Genomic DNA, 16800 nt, shown 5'->3' with positions numbered 1-16800 from the left:
AATGACTATAGATATACCTTAGTTATTTCCCTATTAAGTGACACAAAACGCCTTAAAATTACAAGGGCAAATCCTATTATTTTCTAATTCATCCTAAAAACGACAAATCCGCTATTCATCAAGCTGCTAATGAATATCTTTTTTCTTAAATCTTCCTCCGCGAACCTCTGCAATATCCGCAACAGCTAAAAAGGCACTATTGTCATTTTCGGTAACAATTTCCTTCAATTTTGCTTCTTCAAGGCGATTAATAACGCAAAAAATAACCTTTTTATCATCACCTGAATAGGCACCCTCTCCATTGATATATGTAACACCGCGCCCAAGTCGATTCATAATTGCATCACCAATTTGTCTGGCGTTATCACTAATTATCCAAATCGATTTGGATTCATCTAGCCCTGTAATGGTAATATCAATCGTTTTATAAGCGACAAAATAGGCAATCAATGAATACATCGCCCTGTCCCATGTGAAAACAAAACCGGCACAGCCTAGAATAAATAGATTGAAGAACATAATGATTTCCCCTACGGAAAAAGGGAGTTTATTATTAAAAAGAATGGCAAGAATTTCCGTACCATCTAAAGAGCCGCCGTATCGAATAACCATACCCACGCCAATCCCGAGTACGATTCCACCGAAAACAGTTGCAAGAAGGATATCTTGGGTAAAGGCGGGAACCGGGTGGAGCAGGGTAGTTGCTATTGAAAGGACTATAATACCGTATAGGGTTGATAAGGCGAAGGTTTTTCCGATTTGTTTGTAACCAATAAAGAAGAAAGGGATATTAAGAATAAATAGGAAAATCCCTAGTTTCCAACCTGTAATGTAGGATAGCATGATAGAAATTCCGGTAATCCCGCCATCAATTACATTATTGGGAACGAGGAATACCTCGAGTCCTACTGACATCAGAGTGGCACCAATCGTAATTAAAAGAACCCGTAGAAAAATCTTTCGTTTCGTCAATCTTCGATGCTGAATTCTAGCCATAATCGCTTCCTGTTGTTCAAGTAAAGTTAATTCTTGTGTTCCTGTCATTATCTTGCCCCTTTCGATTATAGAGTTCTAAATACAGTATAGCGAATTTTGCCTTTGATTTATATTAATATGCCTTATATTAATCGATTAGAAAAAGAAAACTGCCTGATTTCAGGCAGCCGGTTTACTTCATTAACTTGGGTCAACCTCGTCGTATGAAAGCGTGGTAACTCTCGTATATTCTCCGTTGTCTATCTCTTTCTCTGAGGCACTTTGCTCTAATTCTTCCTGGTCATCGATACCCGGAGCAAGTGTTGGTCGTTCATATTGGTTGTCTTTCTTTTTAGACAATTTAAAACACTCCTTTCCGAGAATATTTTCCCAAATACTTTGGGTAATATACCGAATTATTTTGTGCAAAAATATAAAAAGCTACTTCTTATTAAAGTAACTCCCTTTAAAAAAACTGCCAAATTAACTAGGTGCTACCATTTAATCCACAATCGGATTTTTAAAATTGTCCTTAACAGGAATATTGTTCTCTTCAATTTTCCCCTCAATTTGCCATTTATGATCGGACAGGTAGTCATTAAAAGGGAGCGTTACTACACCGCCATCCCTATCCTCAAATTTATATTGATATAAACTCGTGGTCCCTTGGTGGTTTCGATAGACAACCTGTACTTTTGTTATTTCATCCCATTTATACTCTTTTTCTTTAAAGCTTGTTAAGGCGTTATAATGAATTCCATCTTCATCCAAGTAATAATAGTTGGTAAGGCTTTGGACAAAAGCCGGGATACTGACAATCAGTAAAACAGCTATTACCCATTTGAAAGTACGCCCTTCAAAGCGCTCCCTAAAGATTAAATAAACGGTAAATATAACTGCGATAAATAACATTCCACACATAAACGTTATATAGGCAGAAAATGGCGTTGAAAAGAACCAATGAGACCGCGAATAATAAACGAGACTTTGAAATGATGCCACCACTACGAACGGAACAAACAAACTACTTATGTATAAAATAATCGTATAGGCGACTAATTTTACATGATGATCCTCAGATGCTTCTCTTCTTTTTAATAATAACAAAAAAATCTCCCCTTATGTCATTGTTCTGTCTTTCTTTATTTTACCTTATAATTGCCAAAATTTAAATTATTTGGCGAAAATTTTGACAAAAAGTAGGGGTTTTTGTGAAGCTATCTGATTGGAAAAAGCTGTTGGAAAAGAAAGTTTTCGAAAATACATATCCGTTCATTATCTTGGCATACTACCTTTGTAATTGAAATCTTTTAAAGAAAGAAGGAATTTTTGATGACAGTAGGAACACAGGTAAAACAAGCATTAGCAGGTTTAAAAAGCGCACAGGCAAGCTTTGAAACCTTTGCACTTGCAACAGATAACCAAAATGCCAAACAACTTTATCAGCAGGCGGCGCAGCAAACTCAATCTGTTCTGGACAGCGTAGAACCGCGTCTTCAAGAAATTATCTCTGAAGAACCACAATACAATCAATAATGGCTTAGAATAGGTTGGCGATTCTGCCAACCCATTTTTCATTTTCTACAACAATTAGAAAGGAAGTCTTCGATGTGACCATCGCTTCAAACGTAAATCAATGCCTTTCAACAATAAAAGGGATCGAAGCACAGTTATCCTCCCTCGCTCTAAATTCTCTTGATGAGGAAGCAAAGGCTGTTTTCCATGAAACCGCTTTAACGATGGCTGAAGTGAAAAAAGACCTCCAATACCGTGTTTTGGAACTTGAACGCCAAGAACCGCAATACAAAGGTTCATAACTTTTCTGAGGTGAAAAATAATGCCAGGCTGGTTTTTTATTATAACTCGGTCGTTGATTTTTTTGCTGCTCTTATTTATAACAACAAAAATACTTGGAAAGAAACAAATCTCCGAGCTTTCTTTCTTTGAGTATGTAGTAGGAATTACAATTGGAAGTATTGCTGGTGAAGTAGTTACCGGCCTTGAATCTAACATGTATCATGGCGCTTTAGCTATTTGTGTATTTGGCTTTATTACTTTTTTGGTCAACTTTATATCAATAAAAAGCAAAAAATTCAGTGATCTCGTTGAAGGTAAAGGTACTGTTGTTATTAAGGACGGGAAAATATTAGAGAACAATCTAAAAAAAGAAAAGTATACCATTGATGAACTTTCTGCCCTTCTTCGGGCAAAGGATATATTTCGCGTGGCAGACGTTGAATTTGCCGTTTTAGAACCAAGAGGAAATTTAAGCGCGTTATTGAAAAAAGAAAACCGTCCACTTACACCAAAAGATTTACAAATGAAAATGGCGAAAGAAAAAGAACCGCAAACCGTAATAATGGACGGAAATATTATGGATGAACCATTAAGATGTTCAGGAAAAGGCAGAGGCTGGCTTTATACAGAATTGGAAAAACAAGGAGTAACGCTAGATAATGTCTTTTTTGGCCAAGTGGATTCATACGGTGAATTAACCGTTGACCTTTATGATGATAAAATCAAGGTGCCACAGGCAGCACAGCGTCCCCTCTTACTTGCGACGCTAAAAAAAACCCAAGCCGATTTAGAAATATTTTCACTTTCAACCGATTGTGATCAATCAAAAGCAATGTATAAAAAAAATGCAGCGATTCTTCAGGATGCAATTGAAAAACTAGCCCCTTTTCTTAATGGTTAAAATAAAAATCCTTATCAACAAAGATTGATAAGGATTTTTTATTTTTTAAGAGTTCATTGTATTATCGGTTGTGTTTATTGAAATAGAAACAGGACTGTTTTTGTTTGAAATATAACTGTGCAGCACCATACCAAGTATAACTAATACCATCCCGCTCCATGATAAGGCATTTGGGAATAAGGAATTCAAAAGTAACAATTCGCCGATAACTGCGAATAAAACCTCCATCGATTGAGTAGCTTCAACGGCAGCTAATTTTTGCATATCCCCTCTAACAAGATCCGTGGCATGAAAGAAAAGAACCGTTGCGATGACACCAGACGAAATGGCAACCAAGCTGGATTGAATGGTTTGTCCGATCCTGGGTGGGCCAGCAGTTCGTAAACCATACACTGATAAAACTAGCCAAAAAGGCATGCTCGCCAGCGTCATTCCTAATACACGTTGGAAAACATCAAGGCGCCCCCCGCACACATCCATCATTTTACGATTTCCCAGCGGGTAGGCAAATGAGGCTAGTATAACAGGAAACACACCCAAAGAGATAGCCTTAATTGATAAATGATTGGCCTGCTGCAACTGCATTAGGATGATCCCTAGCAATATGATAGATGACATCGCCATTCCTTTAAAAGGAATTTTTCCTTTCATTTGAATTGGTCCTTTTTCAGTCATTACCAGTTCGTAAAAAAGAGGAGCAAGCAATGAGCCAGAGATAATCGTGATTTGCCATGTAGCTGCGATTAACCACCCAGGTGCATAGGCCGCAGAAAAACAAATCGGTGCATAGAACAAGCCAAATCCAATCGAGCTCCATAACAGCCATGCGAATGGGCGGCTTTTCATTTCTTTAAGCAGTGGTGTAAAGTTTTTCCGAGCGATAACGATGACAAAAAGAAAGGGCACCATAAAGAAATAGCGTAAAGCTGCACTCCAAATCCAGCTGCCGCCTGCTAAATCCATTGATCTATTTAAAATAAAGGTAAAGGCAAAAAAGAAAGCAGCAAAGATGCCTAATAGGATGGGCCGCATTAAACAATCCCCTTCTCACTAACAATATAGTGCTATTTTCCATGAAAAAAGGGAAACCATCAAGTAGTTTCCCGCTAAAAATTAATTTCTTTCCATATTGGACTCGCCAAAAAGATACCTTCTGCGGCTAAGTGCAACAAAAAAGGAGCAAATGAAAAGCGCGGCTGCAACCTTAAATGCCATTCTTACCCCAAATTCATCAGTAATCCAGCCCATCACGAGCGACGAAATCCCAAATGCAGCAAAAATCATTGTTCCCCTGGCAGAATACACTTTAGCAAGCAGCTGTACCCTTGCGCTTTTTTGGATAATCGTTGTTTCCGCAACATCCCGGGCCATTTGTGGCAGTCCAAACAAAAAGGAGACGAAAAGGGCAAACCAAGGAATCGAGGTCATGCCGAACATTAAGGTGATGGCAATTAAAATAAAGGTGGACCAAAGAATTGTTTTTCCTAAATTTCTTTCTACAAGATGTGAAAAACGATAGATCAGGAGCCCGGCAAACAGCATCCCGGCAAAAAACGAGCCATTAATTAACCCCCACCAATTTTCCCCTTTATTTAATGCTTCGGAAACATAAACAAATAAAATGGCTGCAATCCATACCCCGTTTGCAAAGGTTTCCAGGATATTCATATAACTGATGGTCCGAAGCTGTTTAGATTTCCAAATGATTCCCCAGCCCTCTTTCAAGGCATCCAAACGAGTTTGGTCTTCTCTAGCTTGAATGTGTACAGTTTGTTCAATTAATCCCATTAAAGCCGTTGAGATGAAATATAAGCTAAAGGTGAACCAAAGAATATTACCGGCGCCCAAGGATACTAACAGAATGCTGCCGATTGGCCAGGCAATCAGCTGGACAATCTGATCGGATATTGACAGTAAACTATTCGTTTTCACGAGTTTATTCTCTTCCACCAGACTTGGTACAAGTGCATTTCGGGCAGGTGTAGCCCAGCCATCTAAAAAAGAAATAAGACATATGAACAAATAGACCCAAAACAAGCCTCCCGTTTTAATCGCGGCAGCACTTATGGTCAATACAAGCAGCAAAATGGTCTTACCAATTTGTGAATAAAACAGTATTGACTTGAGTCTGTATTTATTAATCACCAATGGTGCCAATAAACCGCTAATCAAAGCGGAAATCGTATTAAAGAACGGAACAAGTGACATATAGGTAACAGAACCGGTCGCATCAAAAATCAACTTAATTAAACAGACAAGATATAAAATATCTGCCAGGTTGGCAAACATTTGCCCAAACCAAAGAAACCGGAAAGAAGTCTGTTTTCCGACAATAGTAGACATAAAACACCCTCACTTTTTATTCAATTGATTGGATAAAAGTAAAGGATTTTACATCGGATTGCCTCCCGTTCATTTCGCTTTATTATCTCCCTATTATAGCAAATTTTCAAATAAATCTGGTACTCATATTTCTGGAATCCGAAAAAAAAGCTTGCACAAAAATGAATTGTACAAGCCGTTTATTGCGGACTGGGCCTGTGAAACAGCCCCATCACTTCAATGGTTTCAGTAATATTGACAAATGCGGCTGGATCAACTTCCGTAATTAGGTTTTTTACTTCATTCAATTCATATCGCGAAATGACTGTAACCAAAACATTTCGTTTATCATTTGAATAGCCGCCAACTCCGTCTAGAATCGTCAAGCCACGATACAAATTTGTCAGTAAATGCGATCTCATTTCTTGACCTTTTTCTGTAATGATCATTATCGTTAATTTTGCATGATCAGTATAAATGGCATCCACTACTTTTCCTGTGACAAAGATGGATACTAAAGTATTTAGCGCGGAATCCCAATTAAACAAAAATCCACTTATAACGATGACAACTGCATTCATCCCAGATAGCAGCACACCGATGGGAAAGTCCTTTTTCCTTGCAACAATCATGCCAATAACATCGAATCCTCCAGTTGATCCCGAAGAACGGAACACAATTCCTACCCCCAGACCTGTTAAAGCGCCGCCAAATATCGAGGAAAGAATCGAGTCTTTCGCGATTGGAAATACAGGGACTAAATAAAGTCCGAGGGAAATGATTGCTACCGAAAAAATGGAATTCATGATGAATTTTTTGCCAAGCATTTTATAACCGATAATCAATAGAGGAAGGTTCAATATTAAGTTGACCAAGCCTGTATTTAAAGGGGAAATCATCCCCAGAACCATAGAAATTCCGCTCAAGCCGCTGCTTAACACCTCGTGAGGAATTAAGAATAGGTTAAAGGCGATCACAATAATAAGAGAACCTGTAATTATTCCCACAAACCGCATTTTTATGTTTCCTCCAATACCAGCATTAATATATTTTAAAATCATACCGATTCTCTCATCCAATGTAAATTGATAGTTTTTTCACAATAGTAATATATTGTCTGTTGATATTGACAATAATAAAAAATTTATTATACTTTAGTAATATTAAACTTCATAAAAAAATCCTCATCAAACCGATGAGGTAGAGGTCGCGGTTTTTATCAGTAAAGCGGACGAGATGGAAGAGACATCCCTGACTCCGTTTGAAAGGAAAAACTGCCGAAGTGTGTTTTTCATCTCTAGAAAAGCATGCTGGGACTGTCTCCAAATAGGAACAGAACTGTCACGTGAGGCTTTACCAGCCGAGCGTGTTGAGCTATCTTTCGGAAGGTATGATGCGGGGTATTGACATGCCATCGATTCTACTTCGATGGCATTTTTTATTCCAAACTCCTTCTCGTCCACAAAATAAGTATTAAAAGGAGTCAAGACAATGCAATCAGCACGTGAAATAAAAGATAATGAATATACTAGTGACATATCAGCAAAAAAGGAACCATCTGAGTTAAAACGCAGTTTAAAATCGCGCCACCTTACAATGATTTCACTTGGCGGGACAATCGGTACTGGTCTATTCCTTGCAAGTGGCGGTGCCATCCATGAAGCTGGTCCAGGCGGCGCCCTGCTATCGTACTTTATCATTGGTATCATGGTTTACTTCTTGATGACAAGTTTAGCAGAAATGGGTGCCTATATGCCTGTTGCCGGCAGCTTTAGCACATATGCCACTAAGTTTGTTGATCCTTCTCTGGGTTTTGCTCTCGGGTGGAACTACTGGTTTAACTGGGCGATTACGATTGCTGCCGAATTAGCCGCCGTAACAATGATTATGAAGTTCTGGTTTCCAAGTACTCCATCTTTACTATGGAGCAGCCTCTTTTTGGCGATTATGTTTCTATTAAATTATCTTTCTGTTAAAGGATTTGGGGAAGCTGAATATTGGTTCTCCCTCATTAAAGTCGTAACGGTTGTTATCTTTATTATTATTGGAACGTTGATGATTTTCGGTATAATGGGTGATCACGCTATTGGCTTTAAAAACTTTACAATTGGCGATGCTCCCTTCCATGGCGGTTTTATGGCTATGCTGGGAATCTTCATGGCAGCAGGCTTCTCCTTTCAAGGAACCGAGCTCCTTGGTATTGCTGCTGGTGAAACCGACAATCCGGCAAAAGCGATTCCACGTGCCGTAAAACAAGTTTTTTGGCGGATTCTTTTATTCTATATATTGGCCATCCTAGTGATTGGGCTGATAATCCCTTATACCAACAGTAATCTGGCTATTGAGAGTGTCAGGGTAAGCCCGTTTACACTTGTATTTCAAAAAGCTGGTATCGCCTTCGCCGCTTCTGTCATGAATGCCATTATCTTAACAGCGGTATTATCTGCAGGGAATTCAGGGATGTATGCCTCGACACGTATGCTATGGGATTTGGCCCGTCAAGGTAAAGCCCCAAGATTCCTTGGTAAATTAAACAAGAATGGTGTTCCAGTTAATGCTTTAATCGCAACATCTTTAGTGGGTACCCTAGCCTTCCTTGCTTCCCTGTTTGGAGATGGGAAAGTATATAATTGGCTGTTAAACGCTTCAGGCATGTCAGGTTTTATTGCGTGGCTCGGAATCGCGGTTTGTCATTATCGTTTCCGAAAAGCGTTTGCCGCACAAGGTAAGGACCTTAGCTTGTTACCATATAAATCCAAGTTCTTCCCATTTGGTCCAATATTCGCGTTTTCTGTCTGTGGATTTGTGGTTTTAGGGCAAAACTATACAGCCTTCATTGGCGGCCATATTGACTGGAACGGTGTTCTGGTTTCCTATATTGGCCTGCCGCTTTTCTTAATATTATGGCTTGGTTATAAATTCACGAAAAAAACCAAGGTTATCCCATTAGAGAAATGCGATTTAACAAATTAACTAATGATGAAAAAGCACGCGAAATCGCGTGTATTTTTTTATAAAATTAAGAAGAAAAAAAGGCATTATCCCTAAATTTCGGATAATGCTTCACAACTTGACCGTCACTTCTGTTCCATCGTTTAATTTTGTATCAACCAACGTTATCCCTTTATGCTCCACCAATGCCTTAAGCAGCGGTTTGAGGTCTTTCCTATCAATTTGGGGAACTTTAAATTTCCTCCCATCTTTTTCTATTGCTTGATTTACAAAACGATTGAATTTTTTTGAAGTGATAATAGTACTGACTAAATTTAAAACGAGGTAAGGAACAGGTACAGTAAACCTTTTATCTTTCACCTTCACTCTGACTTTAAGCATCGGCTATTCAATCACCACGAATACTTTATCACCATTTGCCGAAGTAATATCGACAATTTGGCCGTCTAATTCATTTTCGATGGCCCCTATTAAGAGATCTACGTTGATATCCTTTACGTATTTTGCTGCTTCGGGAATTTTTTCAGCAATATTCGTTCCCACTTTTAGTACAGCTTTGACCAAATTAATTGGCAGATTTACGTTTACATTGTCACCTTTCTCCGAGTTTACTCGGATTTTTAGCATTTTGTTACCATAGGGGATTTCTTTTTGTAGTTTGACAGGCTGGTCCTTCCCCTGCAATACATTAATCAGCTCAGTTGCTTTTTCCTTATCCAGCTTGCCTTCTTCAACCATTGTTAACACCCTTGAGATTTCTTCCTTCATTTACGTTTCCCCCTCTTTTAATAAGTTAATGGCTTCTTCGGCAGTAATTTCACCTTTTTCCAGCATGGAAACAACTTTCTGTTTATCGATTTCTGTCTTCTTGCTTAATGCAAATCCAAGTGAAGAAATAATATCATCCAATTTCCCTCGAACAGTTGGATATGAAATACCTAATTCTTTTTCAACCTCTTTAATATTTCCACGGCATTTTAGGAAAATCTCGATAAAATGGAGCTGTTCCTGACTTAGTGCTGCTAATTTTGAAAACTGAAATTCATTTTCCACTGTCGTTTGGCAATGATTACATTGTAACTTCATAATTTTTAATTGTTTACTGCAAACAGGGCAATGTGTAATAACCGGAAATGACATTTTTTTCTCCTTTCCTTATTTAACCATATAATACATCATTCTCTCTAAAAAGTAAATATTAATATTAATATATTTTATAAAATTAAAACAAAAAATTGATTTTGTTAATTATTTTATCAACTTTATTGAATTTGATATATTTTAAAAAAAAAACAAAAAAAACAGACTCATCATTCGAGTCTGCTTTTTCATATTTAAGCTTCTTCTGCCGTCCATTCATATAAATCTTCAATTCGACAATTCAATTCTTTGGAGATTGTCATTGCATTATTTAAATTCATAACTCTCTTTGACAGGTAGTCATCGAGCTGATCCCTGGGTATATTTGTATTCCTTTCCAAACTATCCAGGTCTATTCCTCTTTTTGCTAATAAATTTTTGAGGTTACTCTTTTTTGCTTTAAAATTTGTCAAAACGACACCTCACTTTTATTTAGCATATCATAGTTAGGTAATAATTCAAAATGAATGGCTTTACCTCATCTCTATTCCTTTAATCAGATGAAGTTACATAGTAATTCATACATTTGTGTTATACTAAGGATGGGAATATAAAAGGGGTGTTAAATTTGAAAAACGCAAATAATCGATACAAATCCGGTCAGACTGTTAATATTATTGAAACGGGAGAGGCAGTCACTATTTTGAAATGGCAATATGTAAAAAATATGAAGAGATATTCTTATACCGTTAAAGAGCACCCGGAAACTTTTTATTTCGAGGAAGAATTACAGGATCTTTAAAATGAAGTTTACAAGCCAAGAAAAGACCAATTCAGCGAATTGGTCTTTTCTAATTGTTTTAAAATTCTGCATTACCTGGTGTTCTAGGGAATGGAATGACGTCTCTAATGTTTGACATACCTGTTAAATACATAATTAAGCGCTCAAAACCAATCCCATAGCCGGAATGTTTTGTACCGCCGTATTTTCGGAGTTCAAGGTACCACCAATAATCTTCCTCGTTCATGCCAAGGTCTTTAATCTTTCCAGCCAAAATTTCTTCACGTTCTTCACGCTGGCTGCCGCCGATTAATTCTCCGATTCCCGGCACAAGTAAATCCATTGCAGCAACTGTTTTGCCATCTTCATTTAACCTCATATAGAAGGCTTTAATGTCTTTTGGATAATCGGTGACAAATACTGGGCGTTTAAAGATATGCTCGCATAAATATCGTTCATGCTCTGTTTGCAGGTCCATTCCCCATTCCACAGGGTAGGCAAACGTTTCACCTGATTCAACTAACAACTTGATAGCCTCCGTATAAGTCACACGGCCAAAGTTTGCCGTATAGGCATTATTAAGACGGTCTAATAACCCCTTTTCAATAAAGCTGTTAAAGAAATTCATTTCCTCAGGAGCTTGTTCTAGAACATAGCCAATTACGTATTTCACCATTTCTTCAGCCACATCCATTGTATCTAAAAGATCGGCAAATGCCAGCTCTGGCTCAATCATCCAAAACTCAGCTGCATGTCGTGCTGTATTTGAATTCTCCGCTCTAAATGTCGGTCCAAACGTATAGACATTCCGGAATGCTAACGCAAAGGATTCAGCTGAAAGCTGCCCGCTAACGGTCAGATTGGTTTCTTTATTAAAGAAGTCCTTTGTAATATCAGTTTTTCCTTCGTCGTTCTTTGCAGGATTATCCAAATCAAGTGTGGTAACACGGAACATTTCCCCCGCACCTTCTGTATCACTGCCAGTAATGATTGGAGAATGCACATAAACATAACCTTTATCTTGGAAAAATTTATGAATCGCATAGGATGCAAGTGATCTTACGCGGAATACTGCTGAGAATGTATTGGTTCTCGGTCTTAAATGCGCAATTGTTCGTAAATATTCAAATGAATGTTTTTTCTTTTGTAAAGGATAATCAACATTTGAAGTTCCTTCAATGACAATATTAGTTGCCTTGATTTCAAAAGGCTGCTTTGCTTGAGGAGTATGTATAAAATCTCCCTCAACCGTGAGTGATGAACTAATAGGCAGTTTGGCAATGTCCTTAAAGTTCTCCAATTGCTCATCAAAAACAATCTGGACACCCTTAAAAAAGCTGCCATCATTTAATTCAATGAATCCAAAAGTTTTAGAGTCGCGGATGGTACGAATCCATCCAGATAATTGTACCTTTTGTTCAATAAAGCTGTCGGTATTTCTGTACAAATCCTTGACTAAGGTCTGTTTCATTAGTTATCCTCCTAAATCATATGTAAAAAAGAAAAATACCTCCCACCCCATTGGGACGAAAGGTAAAATTCCATAGTACTCTCATCGTTTTTCTTTTATCCCTACAATATTATATAAAATGAACAACAAATAAGCAATATTCAACAAATTTTCCGGTTCAGTTATTGTCAGACTTTTTCAAATTTTTTCTGGAAACTAGCAGGAAAATCAACTATTGTGGCGAATTTGTAATTAGAAGTTCGATTCTTGATTAATAGGGAGTGTTTGTCGTGGACAAAGTTACCTGTATTGCGTATCTCCTTTACAATTCTTCTAAGAATCAAGACATCCAAGATAAAGCTATTCAATTATTGAATGGCGATGTATCCATTCGTGATTTAAAAAGAATTGTTTCCCTTCAAGCCCATCTGGTCATTGCAGAATCCTTACTTAAAAAGAACAAAGTAGACAAAAACAAGGTGCAATTGTTCGCCGAGAAATTTATGGTCATCGAGGTTTAAAGCTTCCTTTAGGGAAGTTTTTTTTCAATCAGCATACTTTATAAGTTTCATTAATACAATAGATTGTTATGGAATTTTGATCAACAAATAAATATTCAATTTGTAAAGAAAGGTGATTTAATATGGTACAAGTAGAAGTTACAATAACGTTTGAAGGAAGAAACTATTTAACAAATGTCATTACGAATCAGGACACATCGGATGAAGAAATCCTTCGTCTTGCATATGAACAAGTCCAAAAACAATGGAAAAAATAACATTTTACCATTGTTTTTTAATAAGACAGCGGCTTATGCCGCTGCTTGTCGAGAAAGGTTATTTTTCTCGGCATTTTTTTATTTTGTCAGAATTTAAATACCAATTTTATTGATTGTCCCTGCAATTGGGCCTGTTGAAAAGACTGCATACTAGTAATTTTAAAATTAATTAACGCGGTAAATTATTAAAGAATATGATTGAAATAAACGACTATCGAAAGGTTTCGACAGTCGTTTATTCTGCAAGTAATTATTTTAACTCGTAAGCATCCATCGATACGAGATTTAATAACGGGCTAATTTCACCTGTTGCGTACATATACAATTCATGCATGGCACGAGTGCAGACAGTATAAAATAACTTCCGTTCACTTTCACGCTTATACTCCGAACAATCGTAAAGAATGACCGCATCAAATTCAATCCCTTTTGCCAGATAGGATGGGATAACCAGATTTCCTTTTTCATAAGAAACCGTTCCTTTTTCAATTAAATAAAGGGGCACTTCATTTTTAAGTGCTTCAAAAACAAGGTTACTTTCTGCTGTGGTCCTGCAAATAACCGCAATAGTACGATGTCCTTCATTATGATATTCCTTAATCTTTTCTAAAATCAAATGGTTGATCCTTGTCTTTGTTGTTCGTTCAATAACGGGCTTCCTTCCTTTTCGGTTAAATGGTTCGATCTTTCCTCCGCCATCAATCAAACCGCTTGTAAACTCAACGATTTCCCGTGTTGAACGGTAGGTTTTTGTCAAAACAAACGTTTCAATTTCCTCACCCTTTATATCCAAATCCGTTAAAACTGTCGCCGATCCCGTCGCACCGGAAAAAATCGCTTGATTAAAGTCACCGAGCATCGTCATTTTACTATGAGGAAAAAGCAATTGCATAAAGGCAAACTGGAATGGAGAATAATCCTGCGCTTCATCAATAAATATATGGCGAATCGCAGTGTTTGATTTCCGCCCTTCGATTAAATCTTGAAGATATACGTATGGAGTGGCATCTTCATAAGGAATTTCCAGCTTGTTTAATCGGTTCACCGTTACCTTGCAAATTTGATCCCAGTCCGGCGGCAGGCCTACAGCACTCCGCCAATCTTGATCAAATAAACGACAATAGATACCTGACATGTCGATAAACTTCAACCTTTTTACCCTGTTAAATAAAGGCCTGAATTTTTCTTTCACCACCATTTGGGCTAAGAGCTTTTGTTCTTGCTCAAAATCATCAAATGTATTATCAGTAAAGCGATTCTTTTCCTGCATTTTCTTGAATGCTTCAAGATAATCTTCTTTCTCTAGGAACTGAATTTCTTCTTCCACCCAGCTTTGTGACCGTTCCCTTCTTACAACTCGCTTCAATTCCTTTAAAAGCCACTCCTTAACCAACTGTATCCGATTAGCAATAGAATAGCTTTCATCTAAAGCATAAAAATAATCCTGAATCTCTTTTTTCGAGATTAATACGTCGCCTCTAAACAATAAATCCATAAACATTAATCCCTGTTTTGACAGAGATGAGACATATTGATCAATCATCTTTTTATAATCCAGACTTGCCTTATAGCGAATTCCCGCAACCCTAGTTGTATATATTTCGTCTTCTTGCCCGTTAAGTAGGTACTCCATTTGGCTGAATGGATCCTCTACATCAAATTCACGATCTAATCGGTGATTTAAATACTCCATGAACGTGGCTTGCTGCATATTCTCCTCTCCAAGCTCTGGCAGCACTGTTGCAACATAGCTATTAAACATTGGGTTGGGAGAAAACAGCATAATATTTTCCGACTTAAGCGTATCCCGATAGCGATAAAGCAAATAGGCAACTCGCTGCAATGCAGCTGAGGTCTTACCACTCCCAGCCACACCTTGAACAATGAGCAATTTACTTCGCTCATTCCGGATAATTTGGTTTTGCTCACGTTGAATCGTGGCGACGATACTTTTCATTTGCGTACTGGCATTATTTCCAAGTACTTCCTGAAGCATTTCATCTCCAATCGTTACCCCTGTATCAAACATCCCTTTAATTTCCGAACCCCTTATAATAAATTGCCGTTTTAATTCCATTTCCCCTTTGATGTCCCCGTCTAAGGTTTTGTACTGGGCAGGACCTGGAGAAAAATCATAATAAAGGCTCGAAATCGGGGCGCGCCAGTCATAGATTAAGAAGTTTTCGTCCTGTTCATCCATGAACGAAGCAATCCCTAAATAAACATGGTCTGCCGACTTTTCCCCCTCTTCCCAAAAATCTATGCGGCCGAAGTAGGGGGAATATTTTAGCCTAGCAAGGGTTTTGAGATGGTGATCTAATTGTTTATGCGTCCGTTCCCGCTCTGAAAGTAATTCTGCCTGCTGCTTTATACTCGCTGCCGTTTCTATGATATCATCCGGTTCATCCATATTGACGGTAACATCATCCCAAAAGGTTTTCCGTATCTCGAGAACGTCTGAGCTAACTTTGCCGGCATTTTGTGTTAATTTACTAACTTTTTTATCAATTTCAGTAACTACTAAATTGACTCGTTGCTGTTCCAATTGCCAGTCTCTGCTTTGAACATCGCTCATGAAACCACTCTCCAGCTAAAATTTTGATTCAATATGTTGACAACCACAAATAGATGTGTTAATGTTATTATAGAGTAATTTATCTAAATGAAAATAATAACATTTTGTGCCAAATTTCATTTTATCATGCTCCTTTTTTATTTTCAATAATTTGCTTACAAAAAAACGCCGTATTGGCGTTTTTTTTTTTGAAAAATTTCTGAAAGCGATCTCCAATTCTTTTTCTCCTACACACCCCCTTTATCTAATTCCCTAATATATTTTTATAAAAACAATTGACAATATAGTGACTAACATCATATAATTTATCTTGAAATAAGTTATATTAAATTCAAGATAAATAATTTCAGAACAAAAAGGGAGAGATTTTTAATGACAAAAACAAAATGGGCTCTTGACCCTACACACAGCAGTGTTGATTTTTCTGTTCGTCACATGATGATTGCCAACGTGAAAGGAACTTTTAATAGCTTCAATGCTACGATTGAAGCAGATCCTGCTGATTTAACTACTGCAAGCATTGAATTTTCAGTTGATACTGCAAGTGTTGACACTCGCAATAAAGATCGTGATGGCCACTTGGTTTCTGCAGATTTCTTTGATGTTGAAAATCACCCAACAATGACCTTCAAAGCAACAAACATTGAAAAAACAGATGATGATGAATACAACGTCACTGGTGATTTAACACTTCGTGGTACCACAAAACCAGAAACTTTCGTCGTGACTTTCGAAGGTCAAGGAAAAGACCCATGGGGAAATGAAAAAGTGGGCTTCAGTGCTGTAGGAACCATTAACCGTTCTGATTATGGCCTAGTATGGAACGCAGCTCTTGAAACTGGCGGCGTACTTGTTGCGGAAAAAGTAAAAATCAACCTGCAACTTCAAGCAGCAAAAGCTGAATAATAGCAAAAGCTCTCCTTTTCGGGAGAGCTTTTTTCTTAGTTATTTAGTTCGGATTTTAAGAATTTTGCGAGCTCGAGCATGACGAATTTTTCGCTTTTTCTTCTGCATCAGAATTATAGTTTGTATTCTTATTATCATAAGTATAAATTTGACCTGATGAATTACGGATAAATTGTGAAGAGATCCACAATTGCTCGGGTCATATTTCTGTTTATTTTAGGGGAATTTATTACTAGTAGCATATCAAGGGAGTGGTAATAAATTCATTACAGGATAGTTAAAA

General features: G+C 37.5%; 20 protein-coding genes, 1 pseudogene and 1 riboswitch. Of the genes and pseudogenes, 8 read left to right on the top strand and 13 right to left on the bottom strand.

What is annotated here, in order from left to right; translation table 11 throughout:
- Nucleotides 1-126 precede the first annotated feature (126 nt).
- The 3 genes from AA980_RS16265 to AA980_RS16260 all read right to left on the bottom strand — a co-directional run bounded on the left by AA980_RS16265 (nt 127) and on the right by AA980_RS16260 (nt 2082).
- A complete protein-coding gene (locus AA980_RS16265; protein WP_024028954.1) occupies nt 127-1044 on the bottom strand; it encodes a YitT family protein in 918 nt (305 codons plus the stop codon).
- Nucleotides 1045-1176: 132 nt separating this feature from the next.
- On the bottom strand, nt 1177-1335 hold the full coding sequence (locus tag AA980_RS27515) for a hypothetical protein (protein ID WP_024028953.1): 159 nt from the start codon (nt 1333-1335) through the stop codon (nt 1177-1179).
- A 141-nt stretch (nt 1336-1476) separates the two neighbouring features.
- Entirely contained in the window at nt 1477-2082 is a 606-nt protein-coding gene (locus AA980_RS16260; RefSeq protein WP_024028952.1) for a hypothetical protein, read from the bottom strand.
- A 225-nt stretch (nt 2083-2307) separates the two neighbouring features.
- Here AA980_RS16260 and AA980_RS16255 point away from each other — a divergent pair, with 225 nt between their 5' ends.
- From AA980_RS16255 to AA980_RS16245, 3 genes are all read left to right on the top strand, one after another.
- Nucleotides 2308-2511, top strand: a complete 204-nt coding sequence (locus AA980_RS16255; RefSeq protein WP_024028951.1) for a DUF1657 domain-containing protein — start codon at nt 2308-2310, stop codon at nt 2509-2511.
- Between the two features lie 74 nt (nt 2512-2585).
- On the top strand, nt 2586-2792 hold the full coding sequence (locus tag AA980_RS16250) for a DUF1657 domain-containing protein (protein WP_024028950.1): 207 nt from the start codon (nt 2586-2588) through the stop codon (nt 2790-2792).
- A gap of 20 nt (nt 2793-2812) precedes the next feature.
- Nucleotides 2813-3673 (top strand): DUF421 domain-containing protein, encoded by an 861-nt coding sequence (locus AA980_RS16245; RefSeq protein WP_024028949.1) that lies wholly within the window; start codon nt 2813-2815, stop codon nt 3671-3673.
- Nucleotides 3674-3718: 45 nt separating this feature from the next.
- Here the strand turns inward: AA980_RS16245 and AA980_RS16240 are convergent, their stop codons facing one another.
- From AA980_RS16240 to AA980_RS16230, 3 genes are all read right to left on the bottom strand, one after another.
- The gene (locus tag AA980_RS16240) at nt 3719-4705 is read right to left on the bottom strand and encodes a DMT family transporter (RefSeq protein ID WP_024028948.1); all 987 of its coding nucleotides are present in this window, start codon (nt 4703-4705) and stop codon (nt 3719-3721) included.
- A gap of 81 nt (nt 4706-4786) precedes the next feature.
- The gene (locus AA980_RS16235) at nt 4787-6016 is read right to left on the bottom strand and encodes an MFS transporter (RefSeq protein ID WP_024028947.1); all 1230 of its coding nucleotides are present in this window, start codon (nt 6014-6016) and stop codon (nt 4787-4789) included.
- A gap of 179 nt (nt 6017-6195) precedes the next feature.
- Nucleotides 6196-7056 carry a YitT family protein gene (locus AA980_RS16230; protein WP_024028946.1) on the bottom strand — a complete coding sequence of 287 codons (861 nt, stop codon included), beginning with the start codon at nt 7054-7056 and terminating at the stop codon, nt 6196-6198.
- A gap of 132 nt (nt 7057-7188) precedes the next feature.
- A riboswitch (Lysine riboswitch) is annotated at nt 7189-7380 on the top strand.
- Nucleotides 7381-7486: 106 nt separating this feature from the next.
- Between AA980_RS16230 and AA980_RS16225 the strand changes: the two genes are divergently transcribed.
- The gene (locus AA980_RS16225) at nt 7487-8968 is read left to right on the top strand and encodes an amino acid permease (protein WP_024028945.1); all 1482 of its coding nucleotides are present in this window, start codon (nt 7487-7489) and stop codon (nt 8966-8968) included.
- 90 nt (nt 8969-9058) lie between these two features.
- On the opposite strand, the gene AA980_RS16220 is transcribed toward AA980_RS16225, so the two are convergent.
- The 4 genes from AA980_RS16220 to AA980_RS16205 all read right to left on the bottom strand — a co-directional run bounded on the left by AA980_RS16220 (nt 9059) and on the right by AA980_RS16205 (nt 10500).
- On the bottom strand, nt 9059-9328 hold the full coding sequence (locus AA980_RS16220; protein ID WP_024028944.1) for a hypothetical protein: 270 nt from the start codon (nt 9326-9328) through the stop codon (nt 9059-9061).
- A 3-nt stretch (nt 9329-9331) separates the two neighbouring features.
- Nucleotides 9332-9715, bottom strand: a complete 384-nt coding sequence (locus AA980_RS16215) for an SHOCT-like domain-containing protein (RefSeq protein WP_024028943.1) — start codon at nt 9713-9715, stop codon at nt 9332-9334.
- On the bottom strand, nt 9716-10087 hold the full coding sequence (locus tag AA980_RS16210) for a DUF2089 domain-containing protein (protein ID WP_024028942.1): 372 nt from the start codon (nt 10085-10087) through the stop codon (nt 9716-9718).
- Between the two features lie 194 nt (nt 10088-10281).
- Nucleotides 10282-10500 (bottom strand): helix-turn-helix domain-containing protein, encoded by a 219-nt coding sequence (locus AA980_RS16205; protein ID WP_024028941.1) that lies wholly within the window; start codon nt 10498-10500, stop codon nt 10282-10284.
- Between the two features lie 155 nt (nt 10501-10655).
- Between AA980_RS16205 and AA980_RS27510 the strand changes: the two genes are divergently transcribed.
- Complete coding sequence (locus AA980_RS27510; protein ID WP_024028940.1) at nt 10656-10829, top strand: hypothetical protein; 174 nt, start codon at nt 10656-10658, stop codon at nt 10827-10829.
- Between the two features lie 58 nt (nt 10830-10887).
- Here the strand turns inward: AA980_RS27510 and asnS are convergent, their stop codons facing one another.
- The gene (gene asnS / locus AA980_RS16200; RefSeq protein ID WP_024028939.1) at nt 10888-12279 is read right to left on the bottom strand and encodes an asparagine--tRNA ligase; all 1392 of its coding nucleotides are present in this window, start codon (nt 12277-12279) and stop codon (nt 10888-10890) included.
- A 269-nt stretch (nt 12280-12548) separates the two neighbouring features.
- Here asnS and AA980_RS16195 point away from each other — a divergent pair, with 269 nt between their 5' ends.
- Both AA980_RS16195 and AA980_RS16190 read left to right on the top strand, forming a co-directional pair.
- Entirely contained in the window at nt 12549-12779 is a 231-nt protein-coding gene (locus AA980_RS16195) for a hypothetical protein (RefSeq protein WP_024028938.1), read from the top strand.
- A 122-nt stretch (nt 12780-12901) separates the two neighbouring features.
- A complete protein-coding gene (locus AA980_RS16190; RefSeq protein WP_034724229.1) occupies nt 12902-13036 on the top strand; it encodes a BA3454 family stress response protein in 135 nt (44 codons plus the stop codon).
- Between the two features lie 250 nt (nt 13037-13286).
- Here AA980_RS16190 and helD read toward each other — a convergent pair whose 3' ends face one another.
- Nucleotides 13287-15611, bottom strand: a complete 2325-nt coding sequence (gene helD / locus AA980_RS16185) for an RNA polymerase recycling motor HelD (RefSeq protein WP_024028937.1) — start codon at nt 15609-15611, stop codon at nt 13287-13289.
- Nucleotides 15612-15983: 372 nt separating this feature from the next.
- Here helD and AA980_RS16175 point away from each other — a divergent pair, with 372 nt between their 5' ends.
- The gene (locus tag AA980_RS16175) at nt 15984-16517 is read left to right on the top strand and encodes a YceI family protein (protein ID WP_024028935.1); all 534 of its coding nucleotides are present in this window, start codon (nt 15984-15986) and stop codon (nt 16515-16517) included.
- A gap of 35 nt (nt 16518-16552) precedes the next feature.
- Here AA980_RS16175 and AA980_RS27870 read toward each other — a convergent pair.
- Nucleotides 16553-16692, bottom strand: a pseudogene (locus AA980_RS27870) (alpha-L-glutamate ligase); the annotation flags it as partial.
- Nucleotides 16693-16800: the final 108 nt, after the last annotated feature.

Origin of the sequence: Neobacillus vireti, assembly GCF_001026695.1 — a bacterium.
In the GTDB taxonomy this organism is placed as follows: Bacteria; Bacillota; Bacilli; order Bacillales; family Cytobacillaceae; genus Neobacillus; species Neobacillus vireti.
Note: the sequence above shows the minus strand (reverse complement) of the source record. Positions and strands in the feature narration are given on the sequence as shown.